Raw genomic sequence first — 18,733 nt, forward strand, 5'->3', positions numbered from 1 at the left:
GAGCTGGGTAAAGACCCTGTGGATAAATGGGTGAAGTGGGTCGCTTTTTCCGGATGAAATAAACGCCAAAGCTGCTAAAGGCAGTGTATTAGAAGCTGTGGCAGAGCTTAAAGACTGTCAACAGGAGCGCTAGTAATTTTGAAGTGGACGTAGTTGGCTACAGAGAAAAAACACAGCCGCTGCCAGGACAATAGAGGGCCCGGCTGGAGTGTCCCATAAAATAGAGGCGAGCAAGCCGAGCACTACGGCGAGGCAGCCGATCAGGGATGCCAGCAGCGCCATTTGCTCTGGAGTGCGGGAGAGCCTGCGCGCGGCAGCAGCGGGAATAATTAGCAAGGCGGTGATCAGCAACACGCCAACCACTTTCATGGCAATGGCAATTAGCAGGGCCAACATCAGCATTAGCGCCATGCGTATTCTTTCTACCGGTACACCTTCCACCGAGGCCAGCTCCTCGTGCAGAGTGAAGGCTAATAATTTTTCCCATAGCCAATAAAGCAGAGTGAGGATGCCCACGGCAGTAACAGACATCAGCACCAGATCTTGGCTGCCTACGGCGAGTAAGTCGCCGAGTAACAGGGAGAGTAGGTCCACCTTAATTTCGAACAGGCTGACAGTCACGATTCCGAGAGCGAGCATCGAGTGGGAGAGAATCCCCAATAGAGTATCCACGGCTAACTTCTGCCTGCGCTGCAGGTACACCAGTAGAATTGCCAGCAAACAGCAGGTTGCGCCAACGGCGAGGGTGGGCATGATGTGTAGTACAAAGCCGAGGGTGACACCGAGCAAGGCTGAGTGTGCCAGTGTGTCACCGAAGTAAGCCATGCGCCGCCAGACGGCAAAACAGCCCAGTGGGCCGCTAACTAATGCGACTAACAGACCGGCACCCAGGGCGTACCAGAGAAATTGGCTGTGCAGTAATTCGCCGAATTCGACCACTTATTGTTGCTCTCTATTTTTGCCGTTCGACTTTGTACCAGAGTGGTTGCACTCTCCGGCAATATCGCCACTCAGTTTGTGCTGATGGTTATGCTGGTGGGTATAGGGAGCCACGGTATCGCCAAAGAGCGCCAGGTAGGCGGGATCTTTGCTCACCTGTTCCGGGTGTCCGTGACAGCAGATGTGTTGATTGAGACATAGCACCCTGTCGGTGGCGGCCATCACCAGATGTAAATCGTGCGACACCAGCAACACCCCGCAGCCCAGCTCATCGCGAAGGGTGGCTATCAATTGATATAACTCACTCTGCCCGCCAACATCGACGCCCTGGGTGGGCTCATCCAGCACCAGTAATTGCGGTTTGCGGGAGGCGGCGCGTGCGAGTAGTACTCTCTGCATCTCCCCGCCAGAGAGGTTTGCTAGGCTGGCTTGTAACAGTTGCCCGGCACCCACCCTATCCAGTGCGGCCTGCGCTTGAGTGGTCTTTATTCCCGGTTGGCCTATTTGTAGGAAACGCTGCACGGACATGGGCATAGAGTTGTCTATGTGTAAACGCTGGGGCATATAACCGATTCGCAAGCCCGGTTGGCGCCAGACGGTGCCAGATGTGGGTTTGGTCAGCCCCAGTAGTAGTCGCAGCAGGGTGGTCTTGCCGGCGCCATTGGGGCCGATCAGGGTGACAATCTCCCCCCGAGTCAACTCCACGGAGATGTCCCGGAGTAATTGCCGGCCGGCGAGTTGTAGCGCGACGCGATCGGCGGTAATTAGCGGCGGGGAAGGGTTCAGGACAAAATCTCCGGGGCGGGTGTGAAAAACTGTATGTTTGTGGCTTTCAAGCGAGGACTCAAAAAGAGAGCCTGTTGCCAGTTGGGCTGGCGGCGTGAAGCCGGTTGTGATTATATCGCAGTTTTTCTTCGCCAAATGTCTCCGATGTCTCCCTCTTCGCGTGTTTTCTCCTTTTCTGCCCTGATGTTGTTCTGCCTCAGCCTGCTGGCCTGTGGTAAATCTCAGCCCATTGAGCGCACAGAGCTGGTGGTGAGCGTGCGCCCGCTGGCACTGATCGCACGGGAAATTGCCGGTGATAACCTGCCGGTGAAAATATTAATCCAGGGGGTCGATCCCCACCATTACGCCCCCAGTGTTGCGGAGCGGGCACGTCTGGAGCGCGCCTTATTGATGATTTGGCTGGGGCCGCAGATGGAGGGGCTGCTGGCCGGGCAGGTGAATTCGCTACCCGAGGAAAGGCAATTGCAATTATTGGGCGCAACTGAATATGAGTATCAGGGGGCCAATGCAGCCGATCCCCACCTGTGGCTGCGCCCGCGCAATGCGGCATTGGCTGGGGCCCTGATCGCTGAGCGCCTGGCACAATTGCAGCCGCAACAGGCTGAGCTGTATCGCAGTCGCGCCCGTGACTTTTCCCAATCTATGGCCAGCCTTCAGAAAGTGCTGGACCGGGCCCTATGGGCCTACCGCGATGTACCTATAGTGGTGACCCATGATGCTTATGGACATTTCTTTGGCTCCGCTGGGGTGAATACCCGTGCTCTAAGCAATGGAAGCGGTAGCGGTAGCGGTCGTGGTGCACGCGCTATGTTAAACCTCAGTGGGATGGGGCGAGGTTGCCTGTTTGGAGAAGTCCCAGAAAATACTCGGGACCGGCAAGTGGCAGAGCATTTGGGACTGGAATATGTCGCTCTGGACCCCCTCGGCGAACAGCTGGGGCCCGATGCCAGCTATCGCGACTTGATCGAGTCACTGTTGGTACAGGCACGCAGCTGTCTTAGTGAGATACCCGACAGCGGTGTAGATGAAGCAGAGTAGTAGACTGGGCCCCAGGCAATGTGATGTCGACTTGGGAAAAAAAAGATGGCCCGACAGTAGAGACGCGGGCCATACCTTGTAACCATACCTTATTAGAGCCGCTTAACCGGCATTACCGGATTTATTTTTGAATTGCAGAAGTTTTTCTGCGCGCGCTGAATCTCTCTCGGCCTTGCGCTGCATCTTTTCCAGTTGACGCATCTGGCGTTGAAATAACGCTTCACTCTGTTCCTTGGTGGCTTCTTCCAGCATCAGTTCGTGACTTGGTATCTGTGGATAATCTGCTGTAGCGGAGACCGTTTGCTGGGACTTTTCCGTTTGGCAGGCAGATACCGCGGCTACTGGCGTTGCTAGAAATGAGGCGGCAAATAGCAGTGCGGCGTACATCACTCCTCTCATAATAAGAATCCTTCCTGTACATCTGTGGGTAACTTTTTTGCGGAAATAAAAGGCCCCGTGCCGCCTGTGGGCGGCCATTGGCATTTTTTTCCGGGGAGTTGGCGATTAATGAAAGTCGCTACCGGCAAGACTAGACAAGCCTGAGCATTTGGTGAGATTGCTGCGTCGATTGTTAGTAACCCAGCGTCGAGATGAGTTGGCTTTGCCGCAGGGACGGTGGTGGCGGTAAATGTTCTACCTGGCGCTAGCGAGCGGAAAAACTGTGCAAAGGGGGGTATCCTATCGGCCAATCCAGCGCCGCGAGCGCCCGACAGGACAAATAACAGAATCCCGAGATTTATGAGTAAACAAAGCACCCCTGCCGCCCCGCTGATCCTGGTGGATGGCTCCTCTTATCTGTACCGCGCCTTTCACGCTCTTCCGCCGTTGACCACCAGCCAGGGCAAACCCACCGGCGCCGTGCGTGGTGTGATCAGCATGCTGCGCCGCCACTTGAAGGAGCATCCGCAAAGCCCAGTGGTAGTGGTGTTTGATGCGAAGGGAAAAACCTTCCGCGATGAGATGTTTGCCGAATACAAGTCCCATCGCCCTCCCATGCCGGACGACCTGCGCGAGCAAATTCAGCCGATCCACGACATTATCGATGCCATGGGGCTACCGCGCCTGGTGGTAGATGGGGTCGAGGCAGACGATGTGATCGGCACCCTGGCCCTGGAAGCCCAGCGTAAGGGCCAGGAAGTGATTATCTCCACCGGTGATAAGGACATGGCGCAATTGGTGCGCCCCGGCGTCACTCTGGTCAATACCATGTCCAACACGGAGATGGATAGCGAAGGGGTTGTGAAGAAGTTTGGCGTTGGGCCGGAGTTGATTATCGACTTCCTCGCCTTGATGGGGGATAAATCCGACAATATTCCCGGTGTCCCCGGAGTAGGGGAAAAGACGGCGCTGGCGCTGCTGCAAAATCTCGGCAGCCTCGAAAATATCTACGCAGACCTGGACGCCATTGCACCGTTGGGATTCCGCGGCGCCAAGACTCTCGGCAAGAAAATGGCCGAACACCGCGAGGCGGCAGAACTCTCCTACAAACTGGCCACCATCAAGACCGATGTGGAGATGCCTTATCACCCACAGGATCTGCATAATGCGGATCCCAATACCGATGCCTTGATAGAGCTGTTCACCCAAAATGAATTTCGCGGCTGGCTGGAAGAGCTGACCAGTGAAGAGTCTGAAGAGGCCATGGCTGAGGCGGTTGAGCGGGATTATGTCATCGTTACCGAGATGACTGAATTCGACGCCTGGCTTGAACAGCTCAAGGCATCTGAGATCTTTGCTTTCGATACCGAGACCACCAGCCTTAACTATATGCAGGCAAAACTGGTGGGGGTGTCTTTCGCAGTCGAGCCCTATCGAGCCGCTTATGTGCCTCTGGCCCACGACTATATGGGCGCACCTGAGCAGCTGCCCTTCGATGAGATTCTCGCCAAGCTGAAACCTCTGTTGGAAGACGAAAAGCAGAAAAAGGTGGGGCAAAACCTCAAATACGACAGTCATATCCTGGCCAACTACGGCATTGAGCTGCGTGGTATCGCACGGGATACGATGTTGGAGTCCTATGTACTGGACAGCACCGGCAGCCGCCACGATATGGACAGCCTGGCACTAAAATACCTGGGAGAGCACACGGTTCATTTCGAGGATATTGCCGGTAAAGGCGCCAAACAGCTTACCTTCAACCAAATCGAGCTGGATAAAGCCGGTCCCTATGCTGCTGAAGATGCTGATATCACTTTGCGTCTGCACAATGAGTTGGGCGCACGCCTACAGAGGGAGCCGACTCTGCAAAAGGTACTCGATGAAATCGAGATGCCACTGTTACCGGTGCTCGCACTTATGGAGCGCAACGGCGCCTATATAGATGCGAAAATGCTCGCCGAGCAGAGTGCCGAACTCGAGCAGAAGATGCGCGCGTTGGAGCAAAAGGCTTACGAGGTGGCCGGTGAGGAATTCAACCTGGGTTCCACCAAGCAGCTGGGAGTCATTCTGTTTGAGAAACTGCAGATCCCGGTGATCAAGAAAACGCCCAAGGGGGCGCCATCCACTGCGGAAGCGGTACTGCAGGAACTGGCCCACAATCACGAGCTGCCCGCGCTGATTATGCAGTATCGCGGTCTGGCCAAATTGAAGAATACCTATACCGACAAGCTGCCGAAAATGATCGACCCCAGCAGCGGACGGGTGCATACCTCTTACCACCAGGCGGTGGCGGCTACCGGTCGGCTGTCCTCCAGTGACCCCAACTTACAGAACATTCCCATCCGCACTGAGGAAGGGCGTCGTATCCGCCGTGCCTTTACTGCGGACCCGCGCATTAATGGCGGTAGTGAAATTATTGCAGCGGACTATTCACAAATTGAGCTGCGCATCATGGCGCACCTGTCTGGGGACAAGGGTTTAGTGGATGCCTTCGCCCACGGAGCCGACATTCACCGCGCCACTGCTGCAGAGGTCTTTGAAGTGGCGCTGGATGCTGTCAGTGATGAACAGCGCCGCCGTGCCAAAGCCATCAACTTTGGCCTGATCTACGGTATGTCAGCGTTTGGCTTGGCCAAGCAATTGGATATCCCACGCGCCGATGCGCAGACTTATATCGACCGCTATTTCGAACGCTATCCCGGTGTGTTGCGCTATATGGAGGATACCCGCAAGCAGGCGGCGGAAAAGGGCTACGTAGAGACCCTGTTTGGTCGCCGCTTGTATCTGCCGGAGATCAACTCGCGCAACGGCATGCAACGCCAGGCGGCCGAACGTACCGCGATCAACGCGCCAATGCAGGGCACCGCCGCAGATATTATCAAGCGCGCCATGATAGCCGTGGATGCCTGGCTGAAAGAGCAGCAGCTGTCGACAAAACTGATTATGCAGGTACACGATGAACTGGTACTCGAAGTGCCTAAGGATGAGGTTGAGACGGTGGCCAGTGGTGTACAGGAGATTATGCAGGGCGCTGCCCAATTGCATGTTCCTTTGATTGTGGATCTGGGGCGCGGCAAGAGCTGGGATGAAGCGCATTGAGTTTCTCAATTTAAGCGACTGGTTCATCCATTAAGTAAAAGAGCCAGTTCAATGAGATACGCCGGTACAAGATGGCTTAATAGGCGTCTTTTTGATGAAAAAAGTGCCAATAAGTGTGTTTTAGTCGGCGTTTTTGCATTCTTTGCGCGAAATCGTGGAACTGTTCCGGCGACATCCCCTCTAAAAAGGCAAGATCGTTGGAATGCGTCATCATCCCCCAAGGAAGTCAGATGTTTGCCCCGGAACTCCCCCAAGTCCGGGGCATTTTTTTGCCTTCAAAATAAACCCTTCTACAGCTCTCGCTTTTTCATGGATTAAGCGACACAAGTAATTCCCGCAGGCCCGCTGGCGTTCATCTGGTCTAGTCTGAGCACTACAAAGATTTCATTCGTTTGCCATAACGTCTGGGCGGCTAGGATTATTAACTGCCCCTGTCCCCTGGTTACCGAGAGGGCCATCAATGCAGAACAAAACTATAGCGTTGGCAGCGGAGCACAAAACTCTACAGGCTTCTCTCACGCTGCCCCAGGAAGCGCGTGCGCTGGTGATCTTTGCCCATGGCAGTGGCAGTAACCGCAACAGTCCGCGCAATATCGCCGTGGCTCGACGTCTGAACGATGATGGATTTGCCACACTTTTATTTGATCTGCTCAGCAAAGAGGAAACCCGTGCAGATGAGGCTACCAGCGAATACCGCTTTGATATCGACCTGAGTGCCCGGCGCCTGGTGGAAGTGATCGATTGGGCCGCACATGGGGAAACTACCCGGACTCTGCACATCGGACTATTCGGCGCCAGCACTGGGGCTGCGGCAGCGTTGATTGCCGCCGCCGAGCGTCCGTCCCTGGTGGGTGCGGTGGTTTCACGGGGCGGCAGACCGGACCTGGCCGGTTCCGATCTACCCCTGGTTAAGGCACCCACGCTGTTGTTGGTAGGCGGTGATGACAAGCAGGTGCTGGAATTGAATAAAGAGGCCCTAAATCATATGGTCAATGAGCCCCGCTTGCACTTGATACCCCACGCCGGTCATTTATTTGAGGAACCCGGTGCCATGGATGAAGTAGTGCGCATGACCGAGCGCTGGTTTCGTGCGAGTTTACTATGAGTAGACTGAAACTATTTAGCCTGGATGCCGGCGCCGATTTTGCTGGTCGTGTGGCTGCAGCCCTGGGTGAACCATTAGCTCGCCACGAAGAGCGATGCTTTGCCGATGGTGAGCATAAAGTGCGCCCATTGGATGATGTCGAGGGGGCGGATGTCTTCCTGGTGCAATCCCTATACAGGGACCATTGCAGTAGTGTCGATGAAAAACTGCTGCGTTGTTTGTTCTTCATTGGCGCCCTGCGCGATGCCGGGGCGGCACGTATTACCGCAGTAATGCCCTACCTTTGCTACGGACGCAAAGACCGGCGCACCAAATTACACGATCCACTGCCGACTCGCTATCTGGCCAGTTTGTTTGAGGCCGTGGGGACTCAGGTGGTCGTGACTCTCGATGCCCACAACCTGGCTGCGTTCGAGAATGCTTTTCGCTGCCGCACCTTACATTTGCTGTCGGAATCGCTGTTACTGGAGTTTGCGCTGAGTCAGCTGTTGGCGGAGCCGCGACCACTATCGGTTTTATCGCCGGATGAGGGCGGGATAAAGCGCGCGGAGGCCTTGCGCGAGGCGCTGAGCGAGCGTCTGGGGCGCCCAGTAGGTTGCGCTTTCGTCGAGAAGTATCGCAGTGGAGAAAAAATCAGCGGGGGCACCTTGGTGGGGGAAGTGCAGGGGGCGGTTGTGTTGGTTGTGGATGATCTTATCGCCAGTGGTGCAACACTCTGCCGGGCGGTGGAAGCTGCCCATGGAGGCGGGGCGCAGCGTATCCTGGCACTGGCCAGCCACGGCCAATTTAGTGGCGATGCTTTCTCAAACTTGTCACAACTACCCCTGGAGGCGGTGGCAGTGACCAACTCTTTACCCCAGTTAAATTTGCCACAGAGTTTCCATCTACTCGACTGCGCCCCATTGATGGCGGAAGCGATTAGGCGCCTGCATGATTGTGGTCCGGTGAGTGAGCTTACACTTTAATTTTTTCAGCAAATTAGTCTTATCGACAAAGTAACTCTCTGCTTCACATCTGTCTTACTCAATGTTGGCGCATAAATACTCCTTTGAAATCCGTTCCATCCCTGTCACGCGTTATTTTTTCCGCCCCTGAGCCGCATTTACATTTATTTACTTAAGCAATGGGAACAAACGGGGCAAATGTCCTATCGAATAAAACAGATCATTGTTGCTCCCTAACCCCAAAGCGTTCAGCTTTTTAACCCCGGAATTCCCCAAACCCGGGGTTTTTTTTGTCTGCGCGCAGGAGGATTTGTTTTCCGCCTCTCTGGACCTTTCTTATTAGCCGCTGATTTATTGGTGTCTTTGGAACCTATTTCCGGAAATTAGTGATTAAAGGGCATAGTATTCGCGCACCTCTGATCGTGGTGTTTACTGGCTGGGAAACGAATCTGAGCCAGCCTAACCTTTCGATATGTAAGGTGTTTGCATATGTAGAGGAACCCTCAGACGTACCCGTCCCCCTGGGTGCGTCTGGCAAGTGCCCCACCCCAAGGGCACTGACCCCTAGCCGGCAGCCCCCATCTGCCGGCTTTTTTTATGCTTTGTTCTCAATACCTCCCCAAAAGTCTTTTCATTTGTTTCTTTCAGTCAAATGCACTTGCAAATGATAATGTTTCTCATTATCTTTAATTTAAACCTAACAGGGGGGTTACCGTGAATTTACGTTACCTATGTGCTAACCACCGCCAGTGGCTGATTGAGAATAACGATCGTGCGGAACAGGCGTGGTTGGATTGGATGGAGCGCGGCAGGATGCTGTGCGAAGAGGGAAATCATAGTGAGGCGATTCCCTATCTGGGTTGCGCGTTTGATGTGGCGGGAATGCTGCTCACAAGCGAGTGGCCCAGCTATGCCGTATCTGCAACACGTTTTAGTGAATGTGCCGCTCAATTAATGGCGGCTTACCGGAAGCAGGGAGATGAAAAACACCACCACTACCTCCTTGTTGGAGCCAGTTCTGTTCTCGCCCGCCAACTGGGAGATCGCGATAAACAGCGGCTTGCCGCTGACTGCATCAGCGCACTCTATACGACGGATGGGGACGACGAGCCGGCACCCTTACTTGCCGGGGGAAAGCTCGTATCCCATGGCGGGGCGAACCTGCAGTTGCACTAAAGGGGAGACGGCAGCAGAGGTCGAAAAATCCTCGCATCTGCTCACCGTTGCTATTTGCGAGGATACCCTGGTAGATCTGTTAGCACAGCGTGCCCTCTGCGCAGAGGCGCTGCACTGTGCGACCCCCCAAGCGCGACGTCGTCTGCGCGAGTTGCTACTGCGTTCGCTGTTGCCCGGGGGAGAGAACATTTCGCCGGGCGGGAACTGACAGGGTGATCTCGGAGCCCCCGACCTCCTTGAACATCGCTTTGGCTTGCAGACCGGTGGCTTTGGCCTAGATGTTCACTGAGCAGAAACGCGTGCCAAGGCGTAACTGGATCCCGTCTCCCCCAGAGTTTGCTTTAGCTTTCAGTCTCGGTTGGCACTTCAGCATCGGTCTGGGGCGCCAGCCAGGTGTTTAGCTTGCGCTCCAGCTTGTCGAGGCCGGTTTTTTTCAGTGAAGAAAAGGTCTGTAGGGTTACGCCGCGACTCAACCCCTGCTCCTTGAGGGATTTCTCCACGGCGAACAGGGCGTTGTTGGCCGGGCCATTTTTCATTTTATCGGCCTTGGTAAGCAGGATATGCACGGGCAGTCCGGCCTCTACCGCCCAGGTGAGCATATGCAGATCGAACTCCTTGAGAGGCTGGCGTATGTCCATTAATAACACCAGGCCGCGCAGGCAGGTGCGCTGCTCCAGGTACTCGGCCAGATGGCGCTGCCACTCGTCTTTCATAGCACGGGCTACCTTGGCGTAGCCATAGCCCGGCAAGTCTACTAGGCGCTGGTCTTCTGACAGGCTGAAAAAGTTGATCAGCTGGGTGCGCCCGGGGGTTTTAGAGGTGCGCGCCAGCTTGTTGTTGCTGGTCAGGGCATTGATGGCGCTGGACTTGCCCGCATTGGAGCGGCCGGCAAAGGCCACCTCGGCGCCAATGTCTTCAGGACACTGTGCCAGAGTGGGGGCGCTGGTGAGAAATCGTATGGAACGATAGTTCAGTTTCTGTGGTTGGGCTTCAAATTTGTTAATTGGCATCGTTTAAGTCTGCTGATTCAGTACACTCGCTTGGCGCGCAAGTATATAATGCCGCGGTTTTCGCGTCGCAGGACTATCGGGGGCGACACGAAACGCCATATTTCAGCGCGCAACGGGACGACGTATGAACAGCATTATCAAGAACACTGCTCTGGCACTCGGTTTGGTTTTCGGCTTGGGGGCCGTACCTTTTGCAATGGCTTCTGGCGATGCTGCTGCGGGCAAGGCTAAGGCCGCCCAGTGCGCCGCCTGTCACGGTGCTGATGGCAACAGCCTGTCACCGGCTTTCCCCAAAATCGCTGGCCTCGGTGAAAAATACCTGTACAAGCAGCTCCAAGACATCCAGAGCAAAACTCGCGACATACCGCAGATGATCGGTCAGCTGGATAACTTTAACGACCAAGACCTGCAGGATATCGCCGCCTACTTCGCCTCCCAGCCAATGCAGCTGACTGGCTCCACAGCCTTCCCGGTGATGCTTAATAGCGGTGACAGTGTCGATAGCCTAATCCTTGGCCGCAAGCTGTTCCGCGCAGGCAATAAAGAAACTGGCGTACCGGCTTGCATGGGCTGTCACTCTCCCACCGGTCAGGGCAATGCTCCGGCGGGTTATCCGCGTCTGTCCGGTCAGTATCCGGAGTATATTGAAGCGCAGCTGAAAGCCTTCCGTGCGGGTACTCGTGCCAATGATGGTGAGATCCGCACCATGCGCACCGTTGCCAAGCAGCTCTCCGATGCAGAGATCAAGGCGGTTGCCAACTATATCGCTGGTCTGACCGACTAAAAGGGTTAGCCACAGTAACGAGAGGCCGGTCACACACCGGCCTTTTTTGTGCCCGACGCTCGCTCAAGTGGGCGGGAATTGGGTAAAGTGTTGCCACTTTTGCGACCTTTCCTTGCGCCTGGCGCTGGGAACTTAAATAATCTGCGCTGTCTATTGTGTCCTCAGTGGCCCGACAGTATGCCGCCAAATCAGGCGCTCGAACCACGAATGTACAAGCTGGAGAAGACTTATGAGAGCAGTTCTCGCCCCTATAACGATGGTTTTGGCTGTGTTGTTCAGCCTAGTCGCCTGCGCCCAAGAAGGCGGTGAATTCAAGGCGGGCCAACACTACCAAGTGCTGCCACAGGCGGTAGCGCAAAAAAACGCCAATAAAATCGAAGTGACCGAGATGTTCTGGTATGGCTGCGCCCACTGCTTTCATTTCGAACCGACCCTGGAGCGCTGGAAAGAAAAAATGCCCAGTGATGTCTCCTTGGTGAAGCTGCCGGCTATCTGGCAGCCAGTGATGGATGTTCACGCCCGCTTGTTCTACGTGGCTGATGCCATGGGTGTTCTGGAAAAAATGCACACTCCGCTGTTCAACACCATCTACAACCAGCGCCAAATGCTGGCGATTCGTGAAGGTCGCAACTTTAAGCCCGACCTGGCTGCTATTGAAGCCTTATTTAACAAGCATGGCGCCGATGGTGCCAAAGCGGCCAAGCTGATGAACTCCTTCGCCATCAACAGCAAGGTCAAGCAGGGTGTCGCCAATCAGCGCGCCTATAAAATGACTGGCACACCTGAAGTGGTTGTGGCTGGTAAGTACCGTATCAGCTCCTCTCTGCCAGGTTACAAGGGCAAGAGCAATGGTCAGGAATTGATGCTGCAGGTAGCGGATTACTTGATCGCCAAGGAGCGCGCCGATCGAGGCTAATAGCCCAGCTGAAAACAAACCCCGCCCAGTGCGGGGTTTTTTGTATCTAGGCGTTTGCCACAATTAACGACTACCACCCCTTTCGTTATCTGCCAGTAACAGGAAGTCATTTTTGCGAAATTCATGGACTTTACTACTCTTGCTGGCCCTCTCAGTTCAATCTCTTTGGGCGCAGCAGGTCGCGGAAAATGACAAGCTTGCCGCGCGCGCGAGCAACCTGCTTTCCTATATCGCTGTGGATTACGGGGATGCCATCGATAAAGGCCAAATCATCGATACAGGTCTCTATCAACTCCAGCAAGACCATGCTGCCGAGGCGCTGGATCTGGTGCGGAAGTTGCCAGATAAACCGGGCCGTTCAGCCCTGGAAAACAGCATGGCAGGGTTACAGAAGGCTTTGAGCCGACGGGAGAATGCTGAAAAAGTGCGAAGACGCGCCAATGAGATAGCCGACCGATTGGCGGCTCTCTATCAAATGCAGCGTTCACCAGCCCACTCACTGCCTTCAGCCAGCTTGGCTGCTCCCCTTTTCCAACAGCGCTGCGCCAGCTGCCACGGTAGATGGGGCCAGGGTGATGGAGCCCTGCCTGATCTGCGCGATGCTAGGCGGATGGCGAGTTTCAGTCTTTATGACCTCTACAATACTCTCGACCCTAACGTGGATAGCGTGCATAGCGAGCGGGTTGATGGCGACTTAAATAGTCGCCAGCGCTGGGCTCTCGCGGTAACGGTGGCTGCTTTGGCCGTAAAAAATCAGCTGCCACCCTCCGCCGATCTTGCCGAGCGCTATCCAGCGCTGATCAGTCTGCCGGGTATGGCGGTAACCCGACCGGTTGAATTGCCCACTGATGCCAGGAGTGCCTTATTGTGGTGGCGGGGCCACCCGCACCTGATCCGCTCCCTCGAACACCCCCTTACTCGCGCAGAGGGGTTATTGAGCCTGGCGGAAACCGCTTATCGAGGCGGTGACAATGCCGGTGCTTATCACAAATTGATGCTCGCCTATCGAGAGGGCTATAAGCCGTTACAGCAATCCATTGAAATGAGCGACCGGGTTTTGTACAGCAAGTTACAAGCCCAATGGCAAATATTGCGCCGAGAAGTGCTCTCAAACGCGCCCAATACTGATGTGATCGCTTCAATTCAAAATTTAGGCACCTTGTTGGGAAGAGCCAGAGCACGCCTGGAACCAATGCCGGGGGGGCACATCAGCTATTTATGGGCGGCATTGCTCTTCGCATTGGCACTGGCGCTGGGGGTGTCACTTTGGTGGGGATTGCGCTGGAGAAAGCGGTCTAGACTTTAAAGGGTTTGTGCGCCAAATCAGCTGATCAGCCGTGAGGAAGTCGCCGTGGCAAGATCCTTATTCTCCGCTCTTATTCTCTGTTGTGTGGTGCCGCTTCAGGCGGCCGAACCGCTAGATGCCTTTCCCGTAGAAGTTGAGGGTAAGCGGCGCCATGTTATTGAGTTGCCCAAGGTGGTCGATGAGAGCCGCTTTATGGTTGAGTTAGTGCCAGGCAAGAATGCACTGGCTGATTGCAACCTGCGCAGTTATAGCGCGCCCTTACAGCGCCAGGTTCTTCCGGGTTGGGGTTACCCCTATTATGTGCTGGCAGAACCAAAGCCCTCCAAAGGTACAAGTAAAGTTTGCGGGTCCGACTCCGAATCGCGCCGTTTTATCCGCGTGCGCGGTAACGGTCTGATACTGCCTTATTCAAGTAGCCAGCCCCTGGTGGTGTATCTGCCGGAGGGCGTCCAATTGAAATACCGTGTGTGGCGTGCGGATAAAAACCTGTCTGATGCTCACTCAAAATAATGATTGCTCGTAGCCCGATCTAGCTGCCTTCCTAATTCCACTCCCCCATAGTGGCGCCTCAATAAATATTTTTAATGCTTCTAATGCCACTGTGGGATTTAGCGTCTAGCCTTACTAAGCAAGGGATGTGAAAAATAGCGCCTGTGCGATTTTTCACGCCGGTTTTTTTGGCCTGTGGCCGTAACCGGCCAGGAAAATTGGCGGTGACGCCAGCCGCCGTTTACAGCAACCCCTTTCCGCGGTTCTTACCGTGGAGCACTTACGGTAGAGCAGCGCATGAAGTATTTGCGTAATCCCCCTTCGAATTTTGTGTTTGTCTCCATACGACAGAGTTGTGCCATTGCCTTAATGCTGTTCCTATTATTGCCCTCGATGGCAACGGCGGAATCAGCTCAACAAAGGTGGGCGGGCAACTGGTTGGTAGTGAGTGAAGGTGACGACCAACTGGTTTGGCAACTCAATGCCGATGGCTCCGGTTATGCCTATGGCTTTAACTCCGGTGGCAGATTGACCCATGGCTTTGCCATTAACTGGCAACTGGATGGTGATCGTGTGCGGGTCCGCACCGGTGCTTCCGTTAGCTGTAAGGGCGGTGTGGTCTCGGTGGCGTTTCGTGGTTGGAGCCGCTCCACTCTGTTATTTGCCGTAATAGATGGGCGACACTGGCTGCAGGCTGGCGGTGGGTTACTGAGTTTCCAGCGCCGATTGAGTGACTGGAGCACGCCTAAAGCGGGTAGTAACTGCCCCAACATTGCCAGCTGATTTTTGGATCCGAGTAAGAAAAAAACAGGAATTTTCCACTCAAGGAGGAGAGCGCCGAACATTGGAGTAGAGCTGTGATGCAAAAGTCCTTGGTTTTGACTCTGGTATTTTTGCTCACAGCATTTTCAGCTTTTGCCAAGGAGGAGCAGAAAAAAAAAGAAAAACAGAGTGAACAGACACAGCAGCGCAATGCGGGCTGGCACGCTCAATCCCAGCTGAATGCCAGCCAGTGGGTAGGTGCCTGGCTAATCTCCAGAGATGGGGAGGCCCGCCATGTATGGAGTCTAAAACCCGATGGTACTGGCCGCTCCTACGCTTTTCTCCCACATGAAGGAAAAATGCAATTTGCTTTTGGCTACGATATCCACTGGTATTTTGATCCTTTCACCCAAATGGCCAATATAAAAACCGGTCGTAGAATCATTTGCCGCAGAGGAAAAATATATCCCTATTTTCTCACCTTGAAATCCTATGAGAGCGATTATTCAGTGCGAGGTAAATTTGCCTGGCAGACTACCTGGACGGAAGTGAGTATCGGTCGGGATCGCCTGCATAAATCTCTGATTGTTTTTGTTGCACCATTATCTGCCTGGCATGATCCTGGCAAGGGTGCTCCCTGTCCCGAGTTCCCTCGTGTGCGTCTGGAAAAAGCGATTGATAGAATGTTGCAACGCTGGGAAAAGAAAGATTCCCCCGATTTAGAGGTGAATACTGCACCAGCTCCGGGCGAGCCAGAGCTAGAAGGAGAGGAACTGAAAAAAACCAATAAAAAGAGGGTGAAAGCCCGTCAGCGAAATTAAAATAAAAAACCTCTGAGACAGTGGTTTTGTCATCCATTAATGGAGCGTGATGATCCAGCAAGTCTTATGGCCATGTAGTTTTACCTTTGGGAAATGTTCCCTCTGGATAATTACACTAGGTGGTTTCTGACTGTTAACCATTTGCTGAGTATTTTCACAGCAGGTTTTTTTAACGGCAAACCGGATATGACTGCAGAAGTTTCCCTCGCAAATATCCTGAGAAATATGTGCCCAAAGTTACATGAGGAAACCTACGTGTTTTGCCAGGTGTCGGATGCTCGGCTCGAAGAAGTCTTGACTCAAAGCCTGTGTATCTTCCGCGAAGGCGAGGGGATGAGCGCGATCTTACCCAGATGCTTGGCACAGCAGTATGGGATTGCTTCCAGCGGGCCCTTCAGACAAATTACCCTGCAGGTCTTTTCCGGTCTCAGTGCGGTGGGCCTTACCGCTACAGTCGCCAGGGAGCTGGCTGATGCGGGCATAGTGGCGAATATGGTAAATGCCCTGCGTCACGATCATGTCTTTGTCCCTGAAGAGAGCGCGCAGCGAGCCTTACAGCTTTTACGCGGACTCAGTAATCGGGTGTATTACACCTGAGCGCTTGCCAGTGCGTATTAATTACCCTGAACCCCAGCCCCACGGCGAGATTCGCCAACTACTACCAGACCTGTTCTTCGTCCCTGGGACCGTAAAACTGGCACCGGCGGTTACCATTAACCGCAACATGGCCATTGTGCGTTGGCAGGAAGAGCTGATACTGGTGAACCCGATACGCCTGCGCCCAGCGCAAGAAGAGAAGTTGCAGGATCTCGGCCAAATAGCTCATGCAGTGCGTCTTGGCTACCATCACGGCCAGGATGATCTTTATTACCGTGACCATTTTGATCTGACTTTTTGGCGGCAGACCGGTTCGAACTTTTATCCACCCAGTGCCGATAGATTGGTGAGGGATGGTGGAATTTGTCCAATACCCGGCAGTCGCTTCGTGGAACTGCGTTACAGCCGTTACCCAGAGGCATTCTGGTGGCTGCCCTTCAATGACGGCCTGTTGCTGGGCTGTGATGCTCTGCAGTATTGGGGGAAGTGGAGCGGTTGTAGCTGGTTTGGCCGAAATCTGCTGCGACTGTCCGGTATGCGCTCGGGGATGCAGGTACCGCCTGCCTGGCGAACACGGATGACTCCTGAAGGCCGGGACCAACGCTGTTGGCTGCAGGAGGATTTTGAGCGCCTGCTACAGCTGCCCTTCCTACACTTTCTGGCAGCCCATGGAGAGTTTTGTGCGGATCGGGCCCATGAGGAAGTGACCGCAGCAATAAGCCGAGCCTTTCCTGAGCTCTACAAGGCCGCCTGAATTCTATATATTAACCCTTTCAAGTAAGTGATCACTCACATCTTGGTGCTCTGCACTAAGTCTGAACGTGGTAAGATTGCGCTCCTTTTTGGTGCGGTGTTGGTTCTGTCTGGCAGACCGCAAAGATTTATTCGAGAAGTAGTAATCCGATGAAAAGAAAAGTCCTGCTCAGCGGCCTGCTGTCGTTGCTGCTGGTGGCCTGTATGCCAGTTTCCACCAGCACAGCCCCAAGCGCGAATATCGACAACATCAGTCGGGATGTGAATTACCTGGCTTCTGCAGAACTGGCGGGAAGAGACACAGGCAGCGAAGGCTACCTCAAGGCGGCGCAATATGTGGCCGCGCAGTTCCAATCCATGGGGCTCGCTCCGGCTGGTGAGCAGGGGTATTTTCAGGATGTACCTTTCCGTAGTGCCAGCTGGAATGGCACTGAGCCGACTTTTGTTTTAAAGGGGGGTAAAGGTGAGGTCGGCTTTGCCTTCGGGGAGGACTTTATCACCTCGCCTTCTGCGTCCAGTGAGCAGGCACGCTTGGAGGCCGAGCTGGTGTTTGTTGGCTACGGAATTGAAGCGCCGGACTATGGCCTAGATGATTATGCCGGATTGGATGTGAAGGGTAAGATTGCAGTGATACTGAGTGGTCGCCCGAAGAGTCTGCCCAGTGAAGTGGGGGCTCACTATGCATCAAGTCGCAACAAGGGTGAGACCGCTGCTCGTCATGGTGCGGTGGGTTATATCACCATTTATACCCCCGAGCGCGAGAAGCGCCGCCCCTTCGTGCGCTATGCGGAGCATCGTCACGATGAGACTTTCGACTGGGTAAACCGAAAAGGCGAGCCGGGCAGCGCTATCCCCGGTTTGTATCCTGGTGTATTGCTTGATATCGATGCGGCGAGCAAACTCTTCGACGGTGCCCAACAGAGCCTCGCAGCTATCTTCAGCATTATGGAAAAAGGTCAAAATCCCCGTGGATTTTCGCTGCCATACCGTGCTGCCCTGAGTACAAGCTCTAGGCACGAGGAAGTGCGTAGCCCCAATGTTGTGGCCGTATTACCGGGTAGCGACCCGGTGCTTAAAAATGAATATGTGGTCTTCTCTGCACACCTGGACCATATCGGTAAAAAAGAAGATGGCCAGATTTATTACGGCGCTCAAGATAACGCTGCAGGAATCGCAGTAATGCTGGAAACCGCACGGTTGTTTGCGGAGTCTGGCCAAGCACCGCGACGCTCTCTATTGTTTGTTGCGGTGACCGGAGAAGAGAAGGGATTACTCGGCTCGGACTACTTTGCCGAATACCCTACCGTACCTCTGCAGTCCATCGTGGCCAATATCAATCTGGATATGCCCATGCTGCTCTACCCATTCCGCGATATTATTGCCTTTGGTGCCGAGCATTCGTCCCTTGGCCAGATTGCGGAGCATGCGGCAAAACTCAGCGGTTTAAAATTGAGCCCTGATCCCATGCCTGAAGAAGTGATCTTTGTTCGTAGTGATCACTATAATTTCGTTCGCCGCGGTGTGCCCTCTATTTACCTAATTACTGGGCGCGAAGCTCAGGATCCGAATATTGATGGTACCGCTAAACAAGTGGCATTCCTGAAAGAGAGCTATCACAAACCCGGAGATGCGCCTGATGCTGGGGTGAGCTACGCAGCTGCTAGGCAGTTCACCGAAGTTAATTATCTAATTGCCAGGGAAGTGGCGGATGCTAAGGATAAGCCTTCATGGTATGAGGGAGATTTCTTTGGGGACCTGTTTAGCCAGTAGTTAACGTGCACTAGTGGTTATTGGAGATTCCCTCGATATCTGGCAAATTTGCGTGGGGAA

The 18,733-nt window shown here is 54.2% G+C and carries 18 protein-coding genes; 14 read left to right on the forward strand and 4 right to left on the reverse strand.

Going from position 1 to position 18,733, the window contains the following annotated elements:
• Positions 1 to 129 precede the first annotated feature (129 nt).
• Positions 130 to 939, reverse strand: coding sequence for a zinc ABC transporter permease subunit ZnuB (znuB, locus tag ACJJI0_RS15645; protein WP_252084015.1), 810 nt, complete (start codon positions 937 to 939; stop codon positions 130 to 132).
• On the reverse strand, positions 940 to 1,725 hold the full coding sequence (znuC, locus tag ACJJI0_RS15650; RefSeq protein ID WP_444885940.1) for a zinc ABC transporter ATP-binding protein ZnuC: 786 nt from the start codon (positions 1,723 to 1,725) through the stop codon (positions 940 to 942).
• A gap of 144 nt (positions 1,726 to 1,869) precedes the next feature.
• On the opposite strand from znuC, the gene ACJJI0_RS15655 reads away from it, so the two are divergent.
• The gene (locus ACJJI0_RS15655; protein ID WP_444883302.1) at positions 1,870 to 2,763 is read left to right on the forward strand and encodes a metal ABC transporter substrate-binding protein; all 894 of its coding nucleotides are present in this window, start codon (positions 1,870 to 1,872) and stop codon (positions 2,761 to 2,763) included.
• 102 nt (positions 2,764 to 2,865) lie between these two features.
• On the opposite strand, the gene ACJJI0_RS15660 is transcribed toward ACJJI0_RS15655, so the two are convergent.
• Positions 2,866 to 3,162, reverse strand: coding sequence for a hypothetical protein (locus ACJJI0_RS15660; RefSeq protein ID WP_444883303.1), 297 nt, complete (start codon positions 3,160 to 3,162; stop codon positions 2,866 to 2,868).
• Positions 3,163 to 3,501: 339 nt separating this feature from the next.
• Here ACJJI0_RS15660 and polA point away from each other — a divergent pair, with 339 nt between their 5' ends.
• The 4 genes from polA to ACJJI0_RS15680 all read left to right on the forward strand — a co-directional run bounded on the left by polA (position 3,502) and on the right by ACJJI0_RS15680 (position 9,465).
• Positions 3,502 to 6,240 carry a DNA polymerase I gene (gene polA / locus ACJJI0_RS15665; protein ID WP_444883304.1) on the forward strand — a complete coding sequence of 913 codons (2,739 nt, stop codon included), beginning with the start codon at positions 3,502 to 3,504 and terminating at the stop codon, positions 6,238 to 6,240.
• Positions 6,241 to 6,700: 460 nt separating this feature from the next.
• The gene (locus ACJJI0_RS15670; protein ID WP_444883305.1) at positions 6,701 to 7,345 is read left to right on the forward strand and encodes a dienelactone hydrolase family protein; all 645 of its coding nucleotides are present in this window, start codon (positions 6,701 to 6,703) and stop codon (positions 7,343 to 7,345) included.
• Positions 7,342 to 8,310, forward strand: coding sequence for a ribose-phosphate diphosphokinase (locus ACJJI0_RS15675; protein WP_252084020.1), 969 nt, complete (start codon positions 7,342 to 7,344; stop codon positions 8,308 to 8,310). Before ACJJI0_RS15670 ends, ACJJI0_RS15675 begins: the two co-directional genes overlap by 4 nt.
• A 693-nt stretch (positions 8,311 to 9,003) precedes the next feature.
• Complete coding sequence (locus tag ACJJI0_RS15680) at positions 9,004 to 9,465, forward strand: hypothetical protein (RefSeq protein ID WP_444883306.1); 462 nt, start codon at positions 9,004 to 9,006, stop codon at positions 9,463 to 9,465.
• Between the two features lie 341 nt (positions 9,466 to 9,806).
• Here ACJJI0_RS15680 and yihA read toward each other — a convergent pair whose 3' ends face one another.
• Positions 9,807 to 10,475 (reverse strand): ribosome biogenesis GTP-binding protein YihA/YsxC, encoded by a 669-nt coding sequence (gene yihA / locus ACJJI0_RS15685; protein ID WP_252084022.1) that lies wholly within the window; start codon positions 10,473 to 10,475, stop codon positions 9,807 to 9,809.
• A gap of 124 nt (positions 10,476 to 10,599) precedes the next feature.
• On the opposite strand from yihA, the gene ACJJI0_RS15690 reads away from it, so the two are divergent.
• The 9 genes from ACJJI0_RS15690 to ACJJI0_RS15730 all read left to right on the forward strand — a co-directional run bounded on the left by ACJJI0_RS15690 (position 10,600) and on the right by ACJJI0_RS15730 (position 18,673).
• Positions 10,600 to 11,259, forward strand: a complete 660-nt coding sequence (locus tag ACJJI0_RS15690; RefSeq protein ID WP_444883307.1) for a c-type cytochrome — start codon at positions 10,600 to 10,602, stop codon at positions 11,257 to 11,259.
• 229 nt (positions 11,260 to 11,488) lie between these two features.
• Positions 11,489 to 12,175 (forward strand): thiol:disulfide interchange protein DsbA/DsbL, encoded by a 687-nt coding sequence (locus ACJJI0_RS15695; protein WP_252084024.1) that lies wholly within the window; start codon positions 11,489 to 11,491, stop codon positions 12,173 to 12,175.
• A 112-nt stretch (positions 12,176 to 12,287) separates the two neighbouring features.
• Complete coding sequence (locus ACJJI0_RS15700) at positions 12,288 to 13,481, forward strand: c-type cytochrome (RefSeq protein ID WP_444883308.1); 1,194 nt, start codon at positions 12,288 to 12,290, stop codon at positions 13,479 to 13,481.
• Positions 13,482 to 13,526: 45 nt separating this feature from the next.
• Positions 13,527 to 13,991 (forward strand): ecotin family protein, encoded by a 465-nt coding sequence (locus ACJJI0_RS15705; RefSeq protein ID WP_444883309.1) that lies wholly within the window; start codon positions 13,527 to 13,529, stop codon positions 13,989 to 13,991.
• A 276-nt stretch (positions 13,992 to 14,267) separates the two neighbouring features.
• Entirely contained in the window at positions 14,268 to 14,753 is a 486-nt protein-coding gene (locus ACJJI0_RS15710) for a hypothetical protein (protein WP_252084027.1), read from the forward strand.
• A gap of 74 nt (positions 14,754 to 14,827) precedes the next feature.
• Positions 14,828 to 15,553 carry a hypothetical protein gene (locus ACJJI0_RS15715; RefSeq protein WP_444883310.1) on the forward strand — a complete coding sequence of 242 codons (726 nt, stop codon included), beginning with the start codon at positions 14,828 to 14,830 and terminating at the stop codon, positions 15,551 to 15,553.
• Positions 15,554 to 15,739: 186 nt separating this feature from the next.
• A complete protein-coding gene (locus tag ACJJI0_RS15720; protein ID WP_444883311.1) occupies positions 15,740 to 16,150 on the forward strand; it encodes an ACT domain-containing protein in 411 nt (136 codons plus the stop codon).
• A gap of 10 nt (positions 16,151 to 16,160) precedes the next feature.
• On the forward strand, positions 16,161 to 16,904 hold the full coding sequence (locus ACJJI0_RS15725; RefSeq protein WP_444883312.1) for a hypothetical protein: 744 nt from the start codon (positions 16,161 to 16,163) through the stop codon (positions 16,902 to 16,904).
• 149 nt (positions 16,905 to 17,053) lie between these two features.
• Positions 17,054 to 18,673 carry a M28 family metallopeptidase gene (locus ACJJI0_RS15730; RefSeq protein WP_252084031.1) on the forward strand — a complete coding sequence of 540 codons (1,620 nt, stop codon included), beginning with the start codon at positions 17,054 to 17,056 and terminating at the stop codon, positions 18,671 to 18,673.
• The last annotated feature ends 60 nt before the right edge of the window (positions 18,674 to 18,733 follow it).

It is taken from the genome of Microbulbifer mixtoriginis (SeqCode) (genome assembly GCF_052466695.1).